This window comes from Eikenella sp. Marseille-P7795 (genome assembly GCF_916618725.1).
Classification (GTDB): Bacteria; Pseudomonadota; Gammaproteobacteria; order Burkholderiales; family Neisseriaceae; genus Eikenella; species Eikenella longinqua.
Genome location: NZ_CAKAJZ010000007.1, coordinates 1 through 19,506, shown reverse-complemented (window position 1 = coordinate 19,506; position 19,506 = coordinate 1). Strand labels below are relative to the sequence as shown.

The following is a 19,506-nucleotide window of genomic DNA, read 5'->3' as shown; positions in this document are numbered from 1 at the left end:
AGCTTTTGTGCAACAAGTGAACGACTATGGACAATAAGTATAAATTTATAAAAAATGTATAGAAATACCCTTGCTTTTATGTCTATAAATGTCTATTATCTCGCCATCTGCCACTTTTTTAGATAAATTTAGACTGAAAGTCCATTATGAAACTGGATATCGACCGCTTAATTGCCTATTTCGGCGGGGTGAACGCGCTGGCCGAAGCTCTGCGCCGGCTCGACCCCGACAGCGCCGCCTCCACTGCCGCTATCTATAAATGGCGCACGCGCGGCTCGCTGCCGCTGCACCAGCTCCAGCGCCTGAGCGCCTTGGCCGAAGCTCAAGGCCGGCCGCTGGATTTGAACGCCTTTATGGAGCAGCATTCCGCCTTGCAGCGCATGCCTGCCCAGCCCGGCAGCAACCGTGTGGTGATTTTCGATACTACCCTGCGCGACGGCGAGCAGTCGCCCGGCGCCGCCATGACCAAGGAAGAAAAAGTGCGCGTGGCGCGCCAGCTGGAAAAGCTGGGCGTGGACGTGATCGAAGCTGGCTTTGCCGCTGCCAGCCCGGGCGATTTCGATGCGGTGCATGAAATTGCGCAAACCATCACTGAATCAACCGTTTGTTCTCTGGCGCGCGCGGTGGAAAATGATGTGCGCAAGGCCGGCGAGGCAATTGCCCCCGCGCCGAAAAAACGCATCCACACCTTCATCGCCACCAGCCCCATCCACATGGAGCACAAGCTGAAAATGAAGCCGCACCAAGTGGTGGCCGCGGCGGTGAAGGCGGTGAAGATTGCCAAAGAATATACCGACGACGTGGAGTTTTCCTGCGAAGACGCGCTGCGCTCCGAAATCGGCTTCCTGGCCGAAATCTGCGGCGCAGTGATCGAAGCGGGCGCCACCACCATCAATATCCCCGACACCGTGGGCTATTCCGTGCCTCACAAAACCGAAAATTTCTTCCGCGAGCTGATTGCCAAAACCCCCGGCAGCGACAAGGTGGTGTGGTCTACTCATTGCCACAACGACTTAGGCATGGCCGTGGCCAATTCGCTGGCCGCTGTGCAGGCCGGAGCGCGGCAGGTGGAATGTACCATCAACGGCCTGGGCGAGCGCGCCGGCAACGCCAGCCTGGAAGAAATCGTGATGGCGCTCAAAGTGCGGCACGATTTGTTCGGGCTGGAAACCGGCATCGACACCGCCCAAATCGTGCCCACGTCCAAGCTGGTGTCCACCATCACCGGCTATCCCGTGCAGCCGAACAAGGCAATTGTGGGCGCCAATGCCTTCGCGCACGAATCCGGCATCCACCAAGACGGCGTGCTCAAACACCGCGAAACCTATGAAATTATGTCGGCCGAATCCGTGGGCTTGGCGGCTAACCGCCTGAGTTTGGGCAAACTTTCCGGGCGCAACGCCTTCCGCAGCAAGCTGGCCGAGCTCGGCATCGAGCTGGGCAGCGAAGAAGCGCTCAATGCCGCCTTTGCCCGCTTCAAAGAGCTGGCCGACAAAAAACGCGAAATCTTTGATGAAGACCTGCACGCGCTGGTGTCAGACGAAATGTCTAATCTTGCGCCAGACCGTTACAAATTCGTGTCCCAACGCATCGTTACCGAAACCGGCGAATTGCCGCGCGCCGAAATCGTGTTCAGCGCCAACGGCGAAGAGCAATACGCTGAAGCCACCGGCTCCGGCCCGGTGGACGCGATTTTCAAAGCCATTGAAAGCGTGGTGAAAAGCGGCGCCCAGTTGCAGATTTATTCTGTGAACGCGGTGACTTTCGGCACGGAAAGCCAGGGTGAAACCGGCGTGCGCCTGGCCAAAGGCGGCCGCGTGGCCAACGGCCAAGGCGCCGACACAGACACGCTGGCTGCCGCCGCCAAAGCCTACCTTTCCGCGCTAAACAAGCTGGAAAGCGGCGAGCGGATTAAAGCGCAGGGGGTGTGAACCGGCTGTTTTAATTGAAGAAGAGGCTACCTGCAAACGGATTGGCAAGCACACATTGCCGCCAAATGTTTTCAGGTAGCCTTTTTGTTGTTTTGGGGCTACCTGAAAGCGAAACGAAATTTTCAGGTAGCCTTTATCGTATGCAGTGGGAAAACGTGCCGCCGTTACGGCGCGGGCGTATCGGCTTGTGCCGCTGCCTCGGCGCGCAGAGTTTGCGCCGCCGTTTCGAAGTCGTGCATAAAGTTGCCTTCGCCAAGCAGGGCCACGATGCCGCTGCGGATCAGGCTGCCGCGTACCTGCTCGTTGGCGCCGGACACCAGCACGCGGATGCCGCGCCCCTGCAAGCGTTGGATTACGCGCTCCAGCGTGAGGATGCCGGTCATGTCGATATACGGCACCCAGCGCATGCGCAGCACCACGGCGCGCGGCTGGGTGTGGATGTCGGCCAGGGTTTTCTCAAATTTTTCCATCGCGCCGAAGAAGAAGGGGCCGTTTACGATAAACATCTGCACGTCTTCCGGCAACGCTTCGGCATCGCCGCTGCTTTCGTCTTTGCGCACTTCCACCGCATTGGCCATCTGGCGCAGGAAATGCAGCGTGGCCAAAATCACGCCGATATTCACCGCCACCACCAAATCCACCAGCACGGTGAGGGAAAAGGTGATGAGGAACAATGCGGTATCGGCACGCGGCGCACGGCGCAGCATATTGATGCAGCGTTTGGGCTCGCTCATGTTCCAGGCTACCTGAAAAAGGATGGCGGCCAGTGCGGCCAGCGGAATATTGGCGGCCAAGGGTGCGGCCAGCAGCAAAATCAGCGCCAAAGTGAGAGAGTGAACCACGCCGGCGAGCGGGCTGTTGCCGCCCTGGCGGATGTTGGTGGCGGTGCGGGCGATAGCGCCGGTGGCCGCGAAGCCGCCGAAAAAGGGTGTGATAATGTTGGCCAAGCCCTGCCCAATCAGCTCTTGGTTGGAGCTGTGGCGCGTGCCGACCATGCCGTCGGCCACCACGGCGGAAAGCAGCGATTCAATCGCGCCGAGCATGGCGATGGTAAACGCAGGCAGGATGAGCAGGGAAACCTGTACCCAAGTGAAGGCGGGCAGGGAGAAGCCGGGCAGCTTTTGCGGGATGGCGCCATAGGCTGAGCCGATGGTGGCCACGTCTTTGAAATGAAACAGGCTTTGCAGCAGGGTGGCGGCGATGAGCACCACCATCGGCGAGGGAATGCGCCGCAATTTGGGATGGCGCGGCACGCCGATGAGCAGAGCGAGGGATACCAGCCCCAGCGCGGTGGTGGCCGGGTGCAGCTGCGGCAGGCTGTGCAGCAGCGCGGCAAATTGCTCGTGAAAATGCTCGCCCGACGCCTTGGGCAGGCCGAAAAACGCCGCCCACTGCCCCACCCAAATCACCACGCCGATGCCCGCCGTGAAGCCGAGGATAACCGGCATCGGGATAAAGCGGATCATCGCGCCGAGGCGGAAAATGCCCATTAAAAGCAGAATGATGCCCGCCAGAATGGTGGCGATTTGCAGGCCGTCGAAGCCGAATTTGGCAGTGATGCCCGCCAAAATGGCGATGAAGGCGCCGGTGGGGCCGGCAATCTGCACGCGCGAGCCGCCGCACACCGCCACCACCAGCCCGGCCACAATCGCGGTGTAAATGCCCTGTTCCGGCTTCACGCCGGTGGCAATGGCGAAGGCCATTGAAAGCGGCAGCGCCACCACGCCCACAATCGCGCCCGCCGCCAGGTTGCGCAGCCAGTATTGCCGCGCCAAGAGCCCGGCGCGGCCGGCTTCTATCCAAGCAATCATGTGTTTGCCATCCGTAAAAAGATGTAAATTATACGCCGCTGAAGGAGCGCTGACCAGCGTGGAGGGGCGGATGGTCGGAATTTGGCGGTAGCGGGTTTGGTCGGTATTTTGCCGGCGCGGGGGCGGCCGGTTTCAGGTAGCCTGAAGCTGTATGTATCGGGCAGGCAATCATTCCGATTGTTGGTTGTGGCAGATGTGGGCTGCAAGCGGGTTCACGCGCGGAATGCGGCGTAAATATTTGCTTTTGCCCGCGCCGTTTGCCAGCCGATGCCGGGCGGGATAGCATGCCAATAGATTAATGTTTGGTTTGTTGCAAACGAAGCATAGGGCTACCTGAAAAAGGCCGAGCAGATTTTTCAGGTAGCCTCTAAGCGGGACGGTGGTAAGGCAAGAGGCTACCTGAAAAATGCAAGTTTTAGGCAGCAAAAGCTGCAAGCCTGAATAAACAGCATACGCTTTCGGCAATCGTTTCCCGCATACTAGAATGCGTTGGATTTTTTGCTTTGCAGAAACTTGGCTTTTTGGGAAGCATTGTTTTAATTTTTCTGAAACTGCGCTTTCAGGTATGCCGAAGAAGCGTGCAAACAAACCGGGGTGTGGGTATATGTGAAACCGGAAGAGTGGAAACGGATGGTGGGTGGCGAGGAGGCTTGGCGGGAGCTGGGCTATGAACCGCGGGCAGAAACCTCTAAAGAGGTGGGAACGCGTTATCCGGAAACAGTGGATTTTGAGGGGGTACGATACCACTTTAGCGGTGGCGAAAATAAGCGTGTAGCATGGTATACCAATTTTAAGTTATCTAATAAACCGTATGTCTCATTATGGAGTCAAATACATTATGATGCTGTTAGCAAGACAGTATTGTATAAAGAAACAACTTCCTATCTTCATGAACCATCAATAGATGATGGCCTTATTGTGTTATTTTGGAGCGGGGAAAGAGACTGTCGGACCATATATAAATTAAAACAACGGGAAGTATTTGATCAATTCATATATTTACCAACTAATCCTAAGTAAGATTAAGCCAGTATAGAGTGCAAGTGTTTAGTACGCGGTTTTGGAATCTTTCTGACAACCCGTGTTAAACCAAACAGGAAAGGCTACCTGAAAACGAGCTTCGCAAGTTTCTGCGCAGCGAAAATTTTCAGGTAGCCTTTTGGCGTTTCGGGTAAAGGCTTATGAAGCGGCTTCGGGCGGCGGGCCTGCCTCTGCGTTATCCTGCACAAACTGTGCGCACACTTGGAGGATGTCGCTGCCGAATTTTTGGATTTTGGCTTCGCCCAGGCCGTAGATAGAGGGGAGGTCGGCGGGGGTGGCGGGGCGCTGCTGCACGATGTCTTGCAGGGTGCGGTCGCCGCAGATGATGTAGGCGGGCACGTTGTCGGTGCGGGCGCGTTCGGTGCGCCATTGGCGCAGGGCTTGCCACAGGCGTTCTTCGCGTTCGGTGCGCAGCCATTGTTCACGAGGGGTGCGGGTGGCGGATTTGGCGCGTTTGAGCGGGCGCAGCATGATGTTTTGCTTGCCTTGCAATACGGGGCGGGCGGCTTCGGTGAGCAGCAGGGCGTGGTAGTTTTGCGGGTCGGTGGCGAGGAGGCCTTGGCCGATGCATTGGCGGATTACGCCGCGCCATTCTTTGTCGGAGAGGGCGGTGCCGATGCCGTAGGTGGAGAGCTGATCGTGGCGGTTTTGGCGTATCCAGTCGTCGGCTTTGCCGCGCAATACGTTGATGACGTAGCCGGCGGCGAAACGCTGGCCGACGCGGTAGATGCAGCTCAACAGTTTTTGCACGTTTTCGGTGGCGTCGAAGCGCACGGGGGGGTGCAGGCAGTTGTCGCAGTGGCCGCAGGGGGGGCTGTCTTCGCCGAAGTGGCGCAGCAGGGCGGCGCGGCGGCAGCCGGAGGTTTCGCACACGGCAAACATGGCTTCGAGCTTTTGCTGCTCGATTTGTTTTTGGAAGTCGCTGCTGTTGCCGGTTTGGATGCGTTCGCGCAAGAGGGCGTAGTCGTTGAGGCCGTAGCACAGCCAGCTGGCGGCGAGCTGGCCGTCGCGCCCGGCGCGCCCGCTTTCTTGGTAGAAATGTTCGATGCTCTGGGGCATGTCGAGGTGGGCGACGAAGCGCACGTCGGGCTTGTCGATACCCATGCCGAAGGCCACGGTGGCCACGATGATGAGGCCTTCTTCGCGGGTGAAGCGGTGTTGGTGTTCGTTGCGCTCTTCCATGCTGAGGCCGGCGTGGTAGGGCAGGGCGCGGTAGCCGTGTTCGCACAAAAAGGCAGCGGTATCTTCCACTTTTTTGCGGCTCAGGCAATAGACGATGCCGCTTTCGCCGCTAGGGCGGTGGCTGAGGAAGTCGAGCAGCTGCTTTTTGCCGTTGTTTTTTTCGATAATTTGGTAGTAGATGTTGGGGCGGTCGAAGCTGGCGACGAATTCGGGGGCGTTTTCCAGATGGAGGTAGTGTTTGATGTCGGCGCGGGTTTCGGCGTCGGCGGTGGCGGTGAGGGCGATGCGGGGGATGGCGGGGTAGCGCTCGGCGAGGAGGCCGAGCTGTCGGTATTCGGGGCGGAAGTCGTGCCCCCACTGGCTCACGCAGTGGGCTTCGTCGATGGCGAAGAGGCTGATTTCGGTGTGGTCGAGAAAGCGCAGGAAGCGTTCGCTCACCAGGCGCTCGGGGGACACATAAAGCAGTTTCAGGTAGCCTGCTTCGATTTCGTCGGCGGTTTGGCGGATTTGGCTGCTGCCGATGCCGCTGTGCACGCTGGCGGCAGCCACGCCTGCGGCTTGCAGGGCGGCCACTTGGTCGTCCATCAGGGCAATCAGCGGGGACACCACAACGGTCAGCCCGCGCCGCATCAGGGCGGGGATTTGATAACACAATGATTTGCCGCCGCCGGTGGGCATGAGCACGAGCAGGCTTTCGCCGCCGGCCAGCATATTGACGATTTCTTCCTGCCGGCCGCGGAAGGCGTGGTAGCCGAAAACGTCGCGCAGAATGCTGAGGGCGGCTGGCTGGGGCATGGGTGGGTTTTCCGTTGGCGGGGTTTGTTGGATATAATGGCGCGGATTTTATAGCGTTTGAAGGCTACCTGAAAGGATTTTTATGCGATTGAGCAGATTTGTGCCGCTGTGTGCGGCGCTGGCGTTGGCGGGCTGTCCGAGCATGGGCGGGCCGAGCCTCGGCGGCAGTTGGAAGGAAAACGGCGTGAGCCCGAACGGCAATGTGCGCCACGAAATCGACACCGCCAGCATTCAGAAAACCGGCAGCCGCGCAAGCTTCCGCGAGCGGATTACCGTGGCCAACCCGAAAACCGAGCATTATGCAAACACGCCGCATTTTAAAACGGCGGTAAACCAATGGCAGGTGGATTGCAGCGCGCGCACGCGCCGGCTGGTGTCGGTGGAGATGTGGGACGCTTCGGGCAACAAGCTGGCCTCGCACCAATACGGTATGAGCAGGCAGGCGGTGCCGGTGGTGAAAGGTTCGGCCGGCGGCAGGCAGTTTGAAGCGGCTTGCGGCCGTTCGTTGTAAACAACCAGGAGGGAATGATGATGAAGATTCGTATGATTGCGGCCTTGAGCCTGCTGGCTGCCGCCGCGCCGGCACTGGCGGAAGATGCGGCGCAAACCGAGCTCTTGAGCGCGCAGATGGCCTATCAGGAAGCGCTCAAGGCGCGAACCGACAACGGCAGTCGTGTGGCCACGCTGCGCAGCCGCTTGGAATCGGCGCAGGCCACCGTGCAGCAGAAACAGGCGGAAATCGTGCAGCTGCAAACGCAACTGAACGAGGCCGACGTGGCGGCGCAGCAGTCGAACAGCACGCTGGAAGAAGCCGGCCGCCGGCTGGATGCGGCTTGGATGGCGGTGCGCGGGCAGCGTTAGTTTTTGCCCGAACGGTGTGAGCTTTGCAGGAACTTGCCTTCCTGCGGAAAGCTCGTTTTCACTGCGTTGAAGCCGATATTTTCAGGTAGCCTCTATGTGAGATGGGAGGCTACCTGAAAAATATAGTGGATTAAATTTAAACCAGTACAGTGTTGCCTCGCCTTGCCGTACTATCTGTACTGTCTGCGACTTCGTCGCCTTGTCCTGATTTTTGTTAATCCACTATAATTTTGCCCGGCCTACCGCAGGCAAGCACAACAAAGGCTACCTGAAAACCGGAAGTGGTTTAACTGCGTTGAAGCGCACGCTTTCAGGTAGCCATAAGCAAACAGGCAGACCGCAAAGTCTGCCTGTTTGCTTGTATCGGCCGTAAGGCTTAGTTGCCGAATACGGAGCGGTTGCCGGAGAATACTTGGCTGGTGTAGTCGCAACCGGCGCTGCTGTTTTTGCAGCCGGGGATGGTTACGGTGAGGGTGTAGCGGCCGCTGCGGTTGGCGCGCCAGCCGAACATGGGGCTGTCGTCGTCTTCGGTGTTGGCCTGGATGGTTTGGCCGTTGGCGGCTTTCAGGGTGAGGTCGATGTTGTCGCACTCGCGGTCGCAGTCGGCGAAGAAGCTGTAGTATTTGCCGGCGGTGAGCTGCACGTGGTGGGTTTTCTGCTCGCCTACTTTGGCGCGGCCGCTGAACAGGTTGGTTTGGCGGGCACCGCGGTCTTTGCTGCGTACGGCGGTGGTGTTGAATTGTTTGGCTTCGGCCAGCCAGCCGTCTTGATCAACAGCTAGGGCGGGGGCGGCAATCAGGGCGGCCAGGGCCAATACGGTGAATTTCTGCATGTTGTTTCCTTTGGTTTAAGTGAAAAGGTGGTGGCATTATAATGTAAACTAGAGAAATACTCTATTTTTTTGTGTTTTTAAAATCATTGCATTAGATTGTTTGTAAAATAATGGTCGGTGTGTGTAAGGCGGGGAAAAAGGCTACCTGAAATTTCAGGTAGCCTTTTGGCTTTAAGCGCGAGGTTTATTCAAATACGGCTTTGTTGCCCACGAATACTTGGCTGCTGTATTCGCATTGGGCGGAATCGCATTTGGGGACGGTAACGATGAGGGTGTAGCGGCCGCTGCGGTTGGTGCGCCAGCCGAACATGGGGGAGTCGTCGTCGTTGGTGTCTTCTTTGATCACGCGGCCGTCGGCGGCTTTGAGGCTGAGGTCGATGTCGGTGCAGTCGTAGCCGCAGTCGGCGAAGAAGCTGTAGTATTTGCCGGCGCTGAGCTGCACGGTGTGGCTTTGGGATTGCTCTTTAGCCAGGCTGCCGTTGAAGATTTGGGCTTGGCGGGCTTGGCGGTCTTTGCGGTGTACGATGTCGCGGTTCATTTTTTGGGCGCGGGGCAGCCAGGGGCTTTGCTCGAAGGCTTGGGCGCTGTAGTCGCAGCCGGCGCTGTCTTGGCAGGCGGGCATGCTGACGGTGAGTTTGTATTCGCCGCTCTGGGCTACGTTCCAGCTGATGATGGGGTTGTCATCGGTGTCGGTGTCTTGTTTGAGGGTTTGGCCGCTGCTGTCGGCCAGGGCGAGGTCGAGGTTGGAGCATTGGCGGTCGCAGTCGGCGAAGAAGGAGTATTGTTTGCCGGCTTCGAGGCGGATGGTGTGGCTTTCGCTGCGGCCTTGGCGCAGTTTGCCGGTGAAGAGCTGGATTTGGCGGGCGGCATCGTCGCGTTCGCGTACGATGTTGCGGTTGATTTGCTGGGCTTCGGCCAGCCAGCCGTCGTCGGCGGCGAAGGCGGGGGCGGCCAGCAGGGCGGCGATGGCGGTGAGTGTGAGGTGTTTCATTTTGGTTTGTCCTTTTGTTTGGTTAAAGGGGGGGAAAGGGTACAGCGGCGGGGATTATAAGCAAAATGTTTGTGGTTTGCTAAGGATTTTTAAGGCGGGAAGTGCTGTGGATAGGCAGGAGGCTACCTGAAAAATGGGGCGGTATATTTTTCAGGTAGCCTTTGTGTGGCTGGAAGGGGCTACCTGAAAACGCTGCGGCAAAAAAGCCGCCCGAGATGAATCGGGCGGCTGTTTCTCTAGCTGTTTTCAGTTGTTTTATCGGGGCTTATTTGCCGGATTTCAAAATGCGGCGGATGAAGATGAGCATGCCGCTGATGAAGAAAGCCAGGCCGAGGAATTCGCCTGCGGTGCCCCAGTTTTCGAGGTTCAGCGCCAAGGGGGCGTCGGAGCCGCCGTTGGTAACGGAGAGGGCGATAATCAGCGCCATCACCACGCCGATCAGGCTTTCGCCCACAATCAAGCCGGCGGCAAACAATGTGCCCACGCGGTCGGCGTTTTTCACTTTTTCTTCATCGTGGCGGATGCGGTGCTTGATGATGGCGGCCATGATGGCGCCAATGGCAATCGGCATATTGATGGCGGGCGGCAGGTAGATACCCATGCCCACGGCCAGGGTGGGCAGCATCAGCTTGGAGCCGCTGCGTTTGAGCACTTCGTTTAGGATGATGAGCACCACGCCGATGCCGATGCCGGTAAGGATGTAGCCCCATTGCAGCGAGTGGGAGAAAATGGCTTTGGCGATGGTGGTCATCAATGTGGCCTGCGGGGCCGCCAGGGCTTGGCTCGGGTCCATATCCGGGCGGGGCATGGCGCCGGTGAAGCCGTAGGCGGCGTAGAGCAGCTCGAGCACGGAAGACACCACGAATGCGCCCACCACGCAGCCGATAATCAGCGCCACTTCTTGACGCCACGGGGTGGCTTTAATCAGGTAGCCGGTTTTCAGGTCTTGCAGGTTGTCGTTGGAGATGGAAGCCACGGCCACCACGGCGGAGCCGCAGAACAGGGTGAGTGCCACCAGGAAGTTGCGGTTGCCTTCGTCGGCAAACAGGTTGGTGGCGCTGCCGATGCCCAGCAATACCAGCGAAATGGCCACCACAGAAATGATGCCGATGCCGGAAATCGGGCTGGAGGAAGAGCCAACCAAGCCAGCCATATAGCCGCAGGCGGCGGCTACCAGGAAGCCGATTACGAAAGCCAGCAGTGTACAGGCAAACACCAGCAGCCAAGCCGTGCCGGTGGGCAGGTTGGCGGCTTCAACGAAGTGGTAGAAAGAGAAGCCCAACAGCAGCAGCATGCCCAGCGCGTAGGCAATCATGGCTTTGGGCGACAAGTCTTGCTCCACGCGTTCGAGGGCGGCCTGTTCGCTACCTTTGATGGCGCGGAACGACATTTTCATGCCTTCGAGGGTGGGTTTGAGCAGGGTAATCAGTGTCCAGATGGCGGCAATACCGATGGTGCCCGCGCCGATGAAGCGCACTTTTTCTTTCCACAGCTGCATGGCGAAGCCCACCATTTCCATATCGGCCGGCTGCGGATTGGTGGCGGAGAAATAGGGAATGGCGATGCCCCAGGCAATCACAATGCCCACCAGCATGGCAATACCGCTGGCCAGACCCACCAAATAGCCCGCGCCCAAAAGCGCCAGCGAGAAGCCCATCGGGATTTGGAAGATGGAGGCGCCGGCTTTAAACCAATAGCTCGCGCTGTCGGCCATCACGCGCAGGCCGTTGCTGGCAAAGCTGAAAATGCCGGAAATCACGCCGCCGGTAACGATTTCGCCGATGCCGCTGTCGCCTTTTTGGCCGGATTCGGCATTTTCTTCGCCCACCACGCCGTCGCCGCTGCCCACTTTCAAAATTTCAGCCGCAGCCACGCCTTCGGGATAAGGCAGATCGCTTTTCACCACCATGGCATAACGCAGCGGGATGGTGAAAATCACGCCGAGGATGCCGCCGGCCATACACAGAAGCGTGGTTTGCCAGAACGGGAAGCCGCTCCAGTAGCCGCTCATCAAGAGACCGGGCAGGATGAAGATTACGGAAGACAAGGTGCCGGCGGCGGAAGCCTGCGTTTGCACCATATTGTTTTCCAAAATATTGCTACCTTTGGCGAATTTCAAAATCGCCATGGAAATCACGGCAGCAGGGATAGATGAAGCAAAAGTGAGGCCGACCTTCAGCCCCAAATAAATATTGGAAGCGGTGAACACCACGGTGATCAACGCGCCCAATATCATGCCGCGCAGGGTGAGCTCCCTGTAGTTGGCATACGGGTCGTGAGCGGATAGAGACATTTTCTTTACCTTTGGTTGAAACGAGGTTGCATTTTTTTTCGATATTCCGATTGTGTCAATAGGAAATTAGCAAATGTAAATTATTCTTTACAATTTACCGAAAAGAAGCAGAAAAGTAATAATGCATGATTATCCGGTCTGTTTTGTGTTTGAATTTTATTTATTAAAAATATCAGAAAAATATTGCAGATAAGGAGATCGTTAATCAGGAAATGCTTGTCTTGGCTGATTTCAAAATTAACATAAACTTACTTTTTGATAGGGGAATGTATGGAACGGAAAGGGGAAGGCAAACGGAAAATCCTGAGCAGAAAAGGCGGCAAATCTTGGCAAATCATGCCACACGCCGCTGCTTGGTATTGCAGTGAATGGAACCCGCGATAAAAGGCTACCTGAAAAATACCGGCTTCCGAGCGGAAGGGTTTTTCAGGTAGCCTATTTGGCGTTTGGTGCTTACAACACCGATTTCACCGTATCGACCACATTCTCCACGGTGAAGCCGAATTCTTTAAACAACAGCTCGGCCGGGGCGGATTCGCCGAAGCGGTTGATGCCGACCACCGCGCCGTTCAGACCGACGTATTTATACCAGCCGTCGGCGTGCCCGGCTTCCACGGCCACTCGCGGCAGGCCTTCGGGCAGGACTGCGGCTCGGTAGGCGGCGTCTTGGCGGTCGAACACGTTGGTGCACGGCATGGAAACCACACGCACGGCGATGCCTTGTTCCGCCAAAGCGGATTGCGCATTCAGTGCCAATTCCACTTCCGAGCCGGTGGCGATGATGACCGCTTTTGCTTCGCCTTCAGCTTCGCGCAGCACATAGCCGCCGCGTTGGATATCGGCAAGCTGTTGTTCGCTGCGCGCTTGGAATTTCAGGTTTTGGCGGCTGAAAATCAGGCATGAGGGATGATCTTTGGCTTGGATGGCTTCCGACCACGCCACCAGCGATTCGGCGGTGTCGCAGGGGCGCCATACGTCCATGTTCGGAATCAGGCGCAGGGTGGCGGTTTGCTCGACGGGCTGGTGGGTCGGACCGTCTTCGCCGAGGCCGATGGAATCGTGGGTGAACACGAATACGGGGTTGATTTTCATCAGCGCAGCCATGCGCAGGGCGTTGCGTTCGTATTCGCTGAACATGAGGAAGGTGGCGCCGAAGGGCTTCACGCCGCCATGCAGCGCCATGCCGTTCATGATGGCGCCCATGCCGAATTCGCGCACGCCATAGTGGATGTAGTTGCCGCCATGCTCGCGCGTTACGGATACGCTGCCCGGCCAGTCGGTGAGGTTGGACGGGGTGAGGTCGGCGGAGCCGCCCACCAGCTCGGGCAGCGCTTTGGCCAGGATGGCGATGCTGTTTTGGCTGGCTTTGCGCGTGGCGACGGTTTCGGCTTTGGCGCACACTTCCTGCAAGGCTGCTTGAATATAGGCGCTGAAGTTTTCAGGTAGCCTGCCTTCCATGCGGCGCACGAATTCTGCGGCTTCGGCAGGATATTGGGCTTGGTATCGGGCGAAGAGTTCGTTCCATTCGGCTTCGAGTTTGGCGCCTTTGGCTTTGGCGTCCCAGACGGCGTAGATTCCCTGCGGGATTTCAAACGCGGGGTGCGCCCAGCCCAAGTGTTTGCGCGTGGCTTCGATTTCGTCCGCACCCAGGGGCGCGCCGTGGGTTTTGTGGCTGCCTTCTTTGTTGGCGCTGCCTTTGCCGATAAGGGTTTTGCAGCAGATGAGGGAAGGTTTGCCGGTTTCGGCGCGGGCGGCTTCGATGGCTGCCTGGATGGCGGCGGTATCGTGGCCGTTTACATTGGGGATAACGTGCCAGCCGTAGCTTTCAAAGCGTTGCGGGATGTTTTCGGTAAACCAGCCGTCCACTTTGCCGTCGATGGAGATGTTGTTGTCGTCGTATAACACAATTAGCTTGCCCAAGCCCAAGGTGCCGGCGAGCGAGCAGGCTTCGTGCGACACGCCTTCCATCATGCAGCCGTCGCCCATGAAGACGTAGGTGTGGTGATCGACGATGTTCAGGCCGTCTTTGTTGAACTCGGCGGCGAGGATTTTTTCCGCCAATGCCATACCCACGGCGTTGGCGATGCCTTGGCCGAGCGGGCCGGTGGTGGTTTCCACGCCGTCGGTGTAGCCGTATTCGGGGTGGCCGGGGGTTTTGCTGTGGAGCTGGCGGAAGTGTTTCAGGTCGTCGATGGAAACATTGTAGCCGGTGAGGTGCAGCAGGCTGTAAAGAATCATCGAGGCGTGGCCGTTGGAGAGGACGAAGCGGTCGCGGTTGTGGAATTGGGGATTGGCGGGGGTGTGGCGCAGGAATTTGGTCCACAATACTTCGGCCATTTCCGCCATGCCCATCGGGGCGCCGGGGGGGCCGGAATTGGCTTTTTGGATGGCATCAACGGAGAGGAAGCGGATGGCGTTGGCAAGCGGGGAAGGCATGGTGTGGTTCCTAAGTGGTTGGTTTGGAAAAGAGTGAGGCTACCTGAAAAATATGGCGGGCTACTCGCCGCCCAGCAGACGGTAGTTTTCGTAAACGGATTCAATCAGCGGGGCGAAATCATCGGCGGCAAAGTGGGAGTGGCCGATGCCGATAAGCTGGCTTAAAGGATCATCCATATCCACGGCTTCGGCATCTTCGACGGTAACGAAATCCTGCCGCGCCCGCGCTATCATGCCCTGCACATATTTCGCGCCTGCGCCGAGGCCGGTGAATTTGCCCGCCACATAGGCGTCGATGTCGTCGGCATCCATAAAGCACACCAGGCGGCCGAAGCCGAAGCAGTAGCCGTAGAAGGTGAAGCCCATCACTTGAAACAGCAGTTCGTTTTGCACATTCCAGCGCGGGTCGGCGGTGAGGGTGGAGAAAAGGCGGTTTGCTTTATCGTAGAAGGCTGCCTGCATGGTGTTTCCGAGGGTGTTGGTTGGCGAATGCCGCAAAACGGCGCAAATTATCGCACTTTGGGGCGGCGGTGTTCAAATCATCGGGCAAGTCGCTAGGCGAACAATTTTTCCAGCGCGGCTTCGATGTCGCGGCGCACGAGGGCTTTGTCGCGGTTGCTGTTGATGAGGGCGTAGCGTTCGGGCGCGGCAGCGGCGCGGGCGAGGTAGCTTTGGCGCACGCGGGTGAAGAAGTCGGCTTCTTCCTGCTCGAAGCGGTCTTTGTTGCGGCTGCGCTCGATGCGTTCGAGGGAAACTTCGAGCGGCACGTCGAGCAGGATGGTGAGCTGGGGGCGCAGGCTGCCCTGCACCCATTGTTCGAGTGCGGCAATATCGGCTTCGGGCAGGCCGCGGCCGCCGCCTTGGTAGGCGAAGGTGGCGTCGGTGAAGCGGTCGGACACAACGGATACGCCGCGCTCCAGTGCGGGCAGGATGACGCTTTCGATGTGTTGGGCGCGGGCGGCAAACATGAGCAGGGTTTCGGCGCGCAGGCCGGCTTGGGTGTGGGGGTTGAGCAGCAGGCGGCGCAGGGCTTCGCCCAAGGGCGTGCCGCCTGGCTCGCGGGTGAACAAGACGGGGCGGCCTTGCGCGGCAAACCATTCGCGGATGACGGCGAGCTGGGTGGTTTTGCCGGCGCCGTCGATGCCGTCGAGGGTGATGAAGTGGGCGGTCATTTTTAACTCCGTTGAAGCGTTGCTTTTAGGTGGCCTGTTGCGGGGGGATGGGCTACCTAAAAAATGTGTGGGTGGGGTTTCAGGTAGCCTTTTGGCGGTTTGGGTGGTTTGTGTTGTTTTCAGGTGGCCTTGGTGCAGGGAGGAGGCTACCTGAAAACGTTTGGGGCGAGAATGGAGGCGAATGTATCCGCGCTTTCCCATGCTTCGGCTTCGGTCATGGCTTCGCCGTTGCAATAATATTGGTTTTTGTCTTTGCCGTAAGCCCAATCGTAACCTTGCGGGCGGGTAAGTTGCACTACTTGGAAGGTGTCGTGGTCGGCTGCTTTGAGGGGCTTGTTCTGGTAGTAAATGCGTTTGTCGTCTTTGGAGTAGTCGTGCGTGAGTTTTTGCCAGGTGGCGGGATTGGCTCCGGGCAGGATGCGTGCTTCGTGGAAAACGTGGCGCTCGTCTTTGGCAAAAATGCCGTCGTTCATGGATACGAAAGTGGCGGGGTCAGCTTTGGGTAGGATCTTTATCCTGCCGTCGAAGTTGTAGTATACCTGCCGGCTGTCTTTGGCATAGCCTGCGGGAACGGGCGTGAGCACGATTCTTTTGATGCCGTCGGTAAACTCCCTATGCCAGTCCCAGTTGTGGCTGAAATCGAACTTGGCGAGGCCTTGGTCGCACACTTCAAAGGTTTGGCCGTCGGCAAGCTCGAGGCGGCGGTTGGTTGCCCAAATGGCTTGGTAGTCGGTGGCGTAGCATTCGTTGAGCACGTGGAAGTGGTCGGGTTTGGCGCCTTTGAGTTTGCGCCACATGATGTAGCAGTGTTTGTCGTCTTGGGCGAAAAGGGAATTGAAATAGATGAAGGTTTCGGGGTTGGCTTTTTTGATGGGGCGGTAGCGGTAGAAGACTTGTTTGCCGTTGGTCCAGTAGCCGGCGATTTCTTGGGTGTCTGCGAGATAGAAGCGCGGGTCGGTGCCGATATCCCAATCCAAATCGTGGGGATTGATGTTGTGGCCGATAAAGGGCGGTTTTTGGGCGGCGGGTTTGGGCATGAGCTTCTCTTGCGCGGAGGATGCTGCTTTGTTTGGTTTCGGCTAGGGCTACCTGAAAAATGTGTGGGTAGGTTTTCAGGTAGCCTTTGGCTGGATAGAGGCTACCTGAAAAATATGCGGGGTTTCAGGTAGCCTTTCGGTTTTAGGGTTTGCTTGGCTGCTCGGGGGGCTCGCTTTCGGTGGGAGCTTGGGCTTCGGTTTTCAGGTGTTTGCGCAAGACGATGCCTTGGGCGATGAGGAAGAACACCATGAGGATGAGCTGGCCGTAGCTTTTAAAGTGGATGAAGAGGTTTTTGGCTTGCTCGGAGGCGTCGTAGTGGTAGAGGCCAAACCAGTAGTGCAGGGCGGCGAGCAGGAGGAAGAAGGCGGCCCAGGCGAGGGTGAGGCGCTGCCAGCCGCGCGGGCTGAAATGGAAAATATCTTTGGCCACGGGCTGCATCAGGGGTTTGCCGATGAGGGCGCTCACGGCGAGGGCGAGGGCGAAGCTGAGGTTGATGATGGGGGTTTTCCAACGCAGGTAGAGGTCGTCGCGCAGGAGGATGGTGGCGCCGCAGAAGAGGATGGTGAGCAGGAGCACCACCCATTGCTGTTTGGTGAGCCGCCATTGCTGGCGGGCGAGGTGGATGCCGTACACGATGAGGGTGCTGGCCAATACGGCGGCGGCGCCGGCCAAGAGGCCGAATTTCTTGGAGGCGATGAAGAAGGCGATGAGGGGGATGAGGTCGAGCAGGGCGGTCATGTTACGGCCTTTTTAAGATGTAGCGGCGGACGTTGGCGTTGTGTTCGTCGAGGGTGTGGCTGAATTCGCTTTTGCCGGTGTCGTCCATGCGGGAAACGAAATAGAGGTAGGTGGCGTTGCTGGGGTGGGCGGCGGCTTGGAGGGCGGCTTCGCCGGGCAGGGCGATGGGGGTGGGGGAGGCCGTCGCGGGTGTAGGTGTTGTAGGGGGTGTCGCGCTGGAGGTCGGCGCGGCGGATACGGCCGCGGTAGGCGCTGCCCATGCCGTAGATGACGGTGGGGTCGGTTTGCAGGCGCATGCCTTGGTTGAGGCGGTTGACGAATACGGCGGCCACGTTGGCGCGGTCTTCTTCGTGGGCGGTTTCTTTTTCGATGATGCTGGCCATGGTGAGCAGCTCGTAGGGGTTTTGATAGGGCAGGTTGGGGGCGCGGTCTGCCCAGGCGCTTTCGAGCTGGTTTTGCATGCGCTGGTAGGCGAGGCGGTAGATTTGCAAATCGCTGCTGTCGTAGTCGATTTCGTAGCTGTCGGGGAAGAAGCGGCCTTCGGGGTGCCGGCCTTGGGCGTCGGAGGCGACGGCGGCGAGGAGTTGTTGGTCGCTCCAGTTGGCGGTGTCGTGGCGGATGTCGGCGGTTTGGTTGATGCGGCGGCGCATTTGGGCAAAGCTCATGCCTTCGATGATGCGCACGGTAACGGTGTCGGGGCGGCCGTTTTTGAGGTGGCGCAGGATTTGCCAGGAGGAGGCGCGGGGCTGGAGGCGGTAGTTGCCGGGCAGGAGCTGGTTGTGGGTGCCGGTGAGGTAGGCGGCGGCCACGAACACCCAGCGGCTGTAGATGGCGTCGTTGGCGGCGAGGGTGCGGCTCACGCTGGCGATGCCGCTGCCGCGCTCCACGCGCAGGCGTTGGCTGCCGGTGTCTTTGGGGGCGAAGAGCAGGCCGGCAAACAGGGCGATGGCGGCAAAAAGCAGGATGAGGGTGGAATAGAGGATTTTTTTCAACATGGTTCGGTGGTGGCCGATTAAAGGGCGGCAGTATAGCCCAGGGTGGGGCGGATGCGAAGCGGCGGGGCGGGTTTTGCTTGGGTTTGCGGTTTGGGGATTATCGTTTCCGCGTGGCAGCAGCCCGGCCTTGGCTGTGCCAGGGCATGGTTTTCAGGTAGCCTGCTGCGGGAAAGGGGCTACCTGAAAAATAGGGGCTTCAGCTTTTGGCCAGATGCTGCTGCAACTGTTTGAGCGTGGCCCAGGCTTGGGCTTTGAGCTCGGGCTGCCGCAGCAGGATGGCGGGTGGGGAACGATGAAGGCGGGGATGCCGGGGCGATTTGGGCGGTGAGCCATTGCTGCACGGGTCGTAGAAGCTGTTGCCGAGCAGCAACAGGGCCCGGGGCTGAATCCAGGCGGCTTCTTGGCGGATAAAGGCGGCGCAGCGCACTTGCTCTTCGGGGGTGGGTTGGAGCGAGATGCGGGGGTGCAGCGCTGCCAGGCGGTGCGGAAAACTGCTCGGGCGCAAGGCGGATGGCGGCGAGCATGTTGTCGAGCAGCTGGCCGTGGCGGCCGCCGAGCAGCTGGCCGGCTTCGTCGTCGCTGGGGCGGGGTTGCGGCTGATGACCATGAGTTGGGCGGGCACGGCGCCGCGGCCGCTTAGGGCTTGTTTGCGCTCGTTGTGCAGTCGGCAGGCGGTGCAGGCGGCGGCGTGCTGCTGCAAGCTGTTGGTGTCGGCGAAGGCGGGGAAGGGCTGCTCGGCCCATAGTTTTTGCACGAGGGCAAGGGGGCTGGCAGCGGGGGCGGCTTGGCTGCGGGTTTCGTTTTGATACGGCTGCGGGGTGGCCACGGCGGCGAGCACGTCGGCGCGGTGGCCTTGGGGCGCGGGCTGGGCAGCGCGGGCTGCCGGGCTCGGGCGGCTGGGTTTTTCAGGTAGCCTGTGGCTGGTGTGGGGAGCTGGCGGCTCGGCGGCGGTGCTTGGGCGGTGCGGGTGTTCGCTGGGCTCGTTTTTGCCGTGCGAAAACTCATGGCTTTCGTTTTTGCTGCGCGAAAACTCGGTATTGCCGTTTTTGTTGTGCAGGAACTCGCTTTGCTCGTTTTGGCGAAACTCGCTTTGCTTGTTTTCAGGTAGCCTTTGGGGCTGGGCGGCGGTGGGGTATGCGCCGCGTTTGAGCCACATCGGGCCGAGGTCGAGGGCTTGGTGCAGGTGCAGATAGCGGCTGCTCAGCATAGTTTCTCCATCAGCAGGGCGTCTTCGCGGCTGCCGTCGGGGCGGGGGTAGTAGCCGGGGCGGCGGCCGCTGGGGATGAAGCCGTGTTGTTGATACAGGGCGAAGGCGGCGCGGTTGCTGCTGCGCACTTCGAGGAAGATGCGGCGGATGTGTTTGGCGGCGGCTTGTTTGAAGAGCTGGCCG

At 59.0% G+C, this 19,506-nt stretch carries 17 protein-coding genes and 1 pseudogene; 4 read left to right on the top strand and 14 right to left on the bottom strand.

Annotation, left to right across the window (positions count from 1 at the left end):
• Positions 1–146 precede the first annotated feature (146 nt).
• Positions 147–1,931 (top strand): 2-isopropylmalate synthase, encoded by a 1,785-nt coding sequence (locus tag LG371_RS09870; RefSeq protein WP_225748387.1) that lies wholly within the window; start codon positions 147–149, stop codon positions 1,929–1,931.
• 164 nt (positions 1,932–2,095) lie between these two features.
• On the opposite strand, the gene LG371_RS09865 is transcribed toward LG371_RS09870, so the two are convergent.
• Positions 2,096–3,742: a SulP family inorganic anion transporter gene (locus LG371_RS09865; protein ID WP_225748386.1), complete on the bottom strand. Its 1,647-nt coding sequence runs from the start codon at positions 3,740–3,742 to the stop codon at positions 2,096–2,098.
• A 168-nt stretch (positions 3,743–3,910) separates the two neighbouring features.
• Positions 3,911–4,330, bottom strand: coding sequence for a hypothetical protein (locus LG371_RS09860; RefSeq protein WP_225748385.1), 420 nt, complete (start codon positions 4,328–4,330; stop codon positions 3,911–3,913).
• A gap of 6 nt (positions 4,331–4,336) precedes the next feature.
• Between LG371_RS09860 and LG371_RS09855 the strand changes: the two genes are divergently transcribed.
• Positions 4,337–4,762 (top strand): hypothetical protein, encoded by a 426-nt coding sequence (locus LG371_RS09855; protein WP_225748384.1) that lies wholly within the window; start codon positions 4,337–4,339, stop codon positions 4,760–4,762.
• 159 nt (positions 4,763–4,921) lie between these two features.
• Here the strand turns inward: LG371_RS09855 and recQ are convergent, their stop codons facing one another.
• Positions 4,922–6,760 (bottom strand): DNA helicase RecQ, encoded by a 1,839-nt coding sequence (gene recQ / locus LG371_RS09850; protein WP_225748383.1) that lies wholly within the window; start codon positions 6,758–6,760, stop codon positions 4,922–4,924.
• Between the two features lie 82 nt (positions 6,761–6,842).
• On the opposite strand from recQ, the gene LG371_RS09845 reads away from it, so the two are divergent.
• The gene (locus tag LG371_RS09845; protein ID WP_225748382.1) at positions 6,843–7,271 is read left to right on the top strand and encodes a surface-adhesin E family protein; all 429 of its coding nucleotides are present in this window, start codon (positions 6,843–6,845) and stop codon (positions 7,269–7,271) included.
• Positions 7,272–7,285: 14 nt separating this feature from the next.
• Positions 7,286–7,621: a hypothetical protein gene (locus LG371_RS09840; RefSeq protein WP_225748381.1), complete on the top strand. Its 336-nt coding sequence runs from the start codon at positions 7,286–7,288 to the stop codon at positions 7,619–7,621.
• A 376-nt stretch (positions 7,622–7,997) separates the two neighbouring features.
• Here LG371_RS09840 and LG371_RS09835 read toward each other — a convergent pair whose 3' ends face one another.
• From LG371_RS09835 to LG371_RS09785, 11 genes and pseudogenes are all read right to left on the bottom strand, one after another.
• Positions 7,998–8,453, bottom strand: a complete 456-nt coding sequence (locus tag LG371_RS09835; RefSeq protein ID WP_067591201.1) for a hypothetical protein — start codon at positions 8,451–8,453, stop codon at positions 7,998–8,000.
• Between the two features lie 184 nt (positions 8,454–8,637).
• Positions 8,638–9,444, bottom strand: a complete 807-nt coding sequence (locus LG371_RS09830) for a hypothetical protein (RefSeq protein ID WP_067591204.1) — start codon at positions 9,442–9,444, stop codon at positions 8,638–8,640.
• 265 nt (positions 9,445–9,709) lie between these two features.
• Entirely contained in the window at positions 9,710–11,737 is a 2,028-nt protein-coding gene (locus LG371_RS09825) for an OPT family oligopeptide transporter (RefSeq protein WP_225748380.1), read from the bottom strand.
• A gap of 453 nt (positions 11,738–12,190) precedes the next feature.
• Positions 12,191–14,173, bottom strand: a complete 1,983-nt coding sequence (tkt, locus tag LG371_RS09820) for a transketolase (RefSeq protein WP_225748379.1) — start codon at positions 14,171–14,173, stop codon at positions 12,191–12,193.
• Positions 14,174–14,233: 60 nt separating this feature from the next.
• Positions 14,234–14,635 carry a hypothetical protein gene (locus LG371_RS09815; RefSeq protein ID WP_067591213.1) on the bottom strand — a complete coding sequence of 134 codons (402 nt, stop codon included), beginning with the start codon at positions 14,633–14,635 and terminating at the stop codon, positions 14,234–14,236.
• A 92-nt stretch (positions 14,636–14,727) separates the two neighbouring features.
• A complete protein-coding gene (gene tmk, locus LG371_RS09810) occupies positions 14,728–15,345 on the bottom strand; it encodes a dTMP kinase (protein ID WP_067591216.1) in 618 nt (205 codons plus the stop codon).
• 146 nt (positions 15,346–15,491) lie between these two features.
• Entirely contained in the window at positions 15,492–16,382 is an 891-nt protein-coding gene (locus tag LG371_RS09805) for a DKNYY domain-containing protein (protein WP_067591219.1), read from the bottom strand.
• Positions 16,383–16,524: 142 nt separating this feature from the next.
• Entirely contained in the window at positions 16,525–17,121 is a 597-nt protein-coding gene (locus LG371_RS09800; protein ID WP_067591222.1) for an inner membrane-spanning protein YciB, read from the bottom strand.
• Position 17,122: 1 nt separating this feature from the next.
• A pseudogene (mltG, locus tag LG371_RS09795) lies at positions 17,123–18,116 on the bottom strand (endolytic transglycosylase MltG).
• 196 nt (positions 18,117–18,312) lie between these two features.
• Positions 18,313–19,323, bottom strand: coding sequence for a hypothetical protein (locus LG371_RS09790; RefSeq protein WP_225748431.1), 1,011 nt, complete (start codon positions 19,321–19,323; stop codon positions 18,313–18,315).
• On the bottom strand, positions 19,317–19,506 hold a 190-nt coding region (locus tag LG371_RS09785; RefSeq protein ID WP_370632683.1), incomplete at its 5' end, for a GNAT family N-acetyltransferase. The genes LG371_RS09790 and LG371_RS09785, both read right to left, overlap by 7 nt.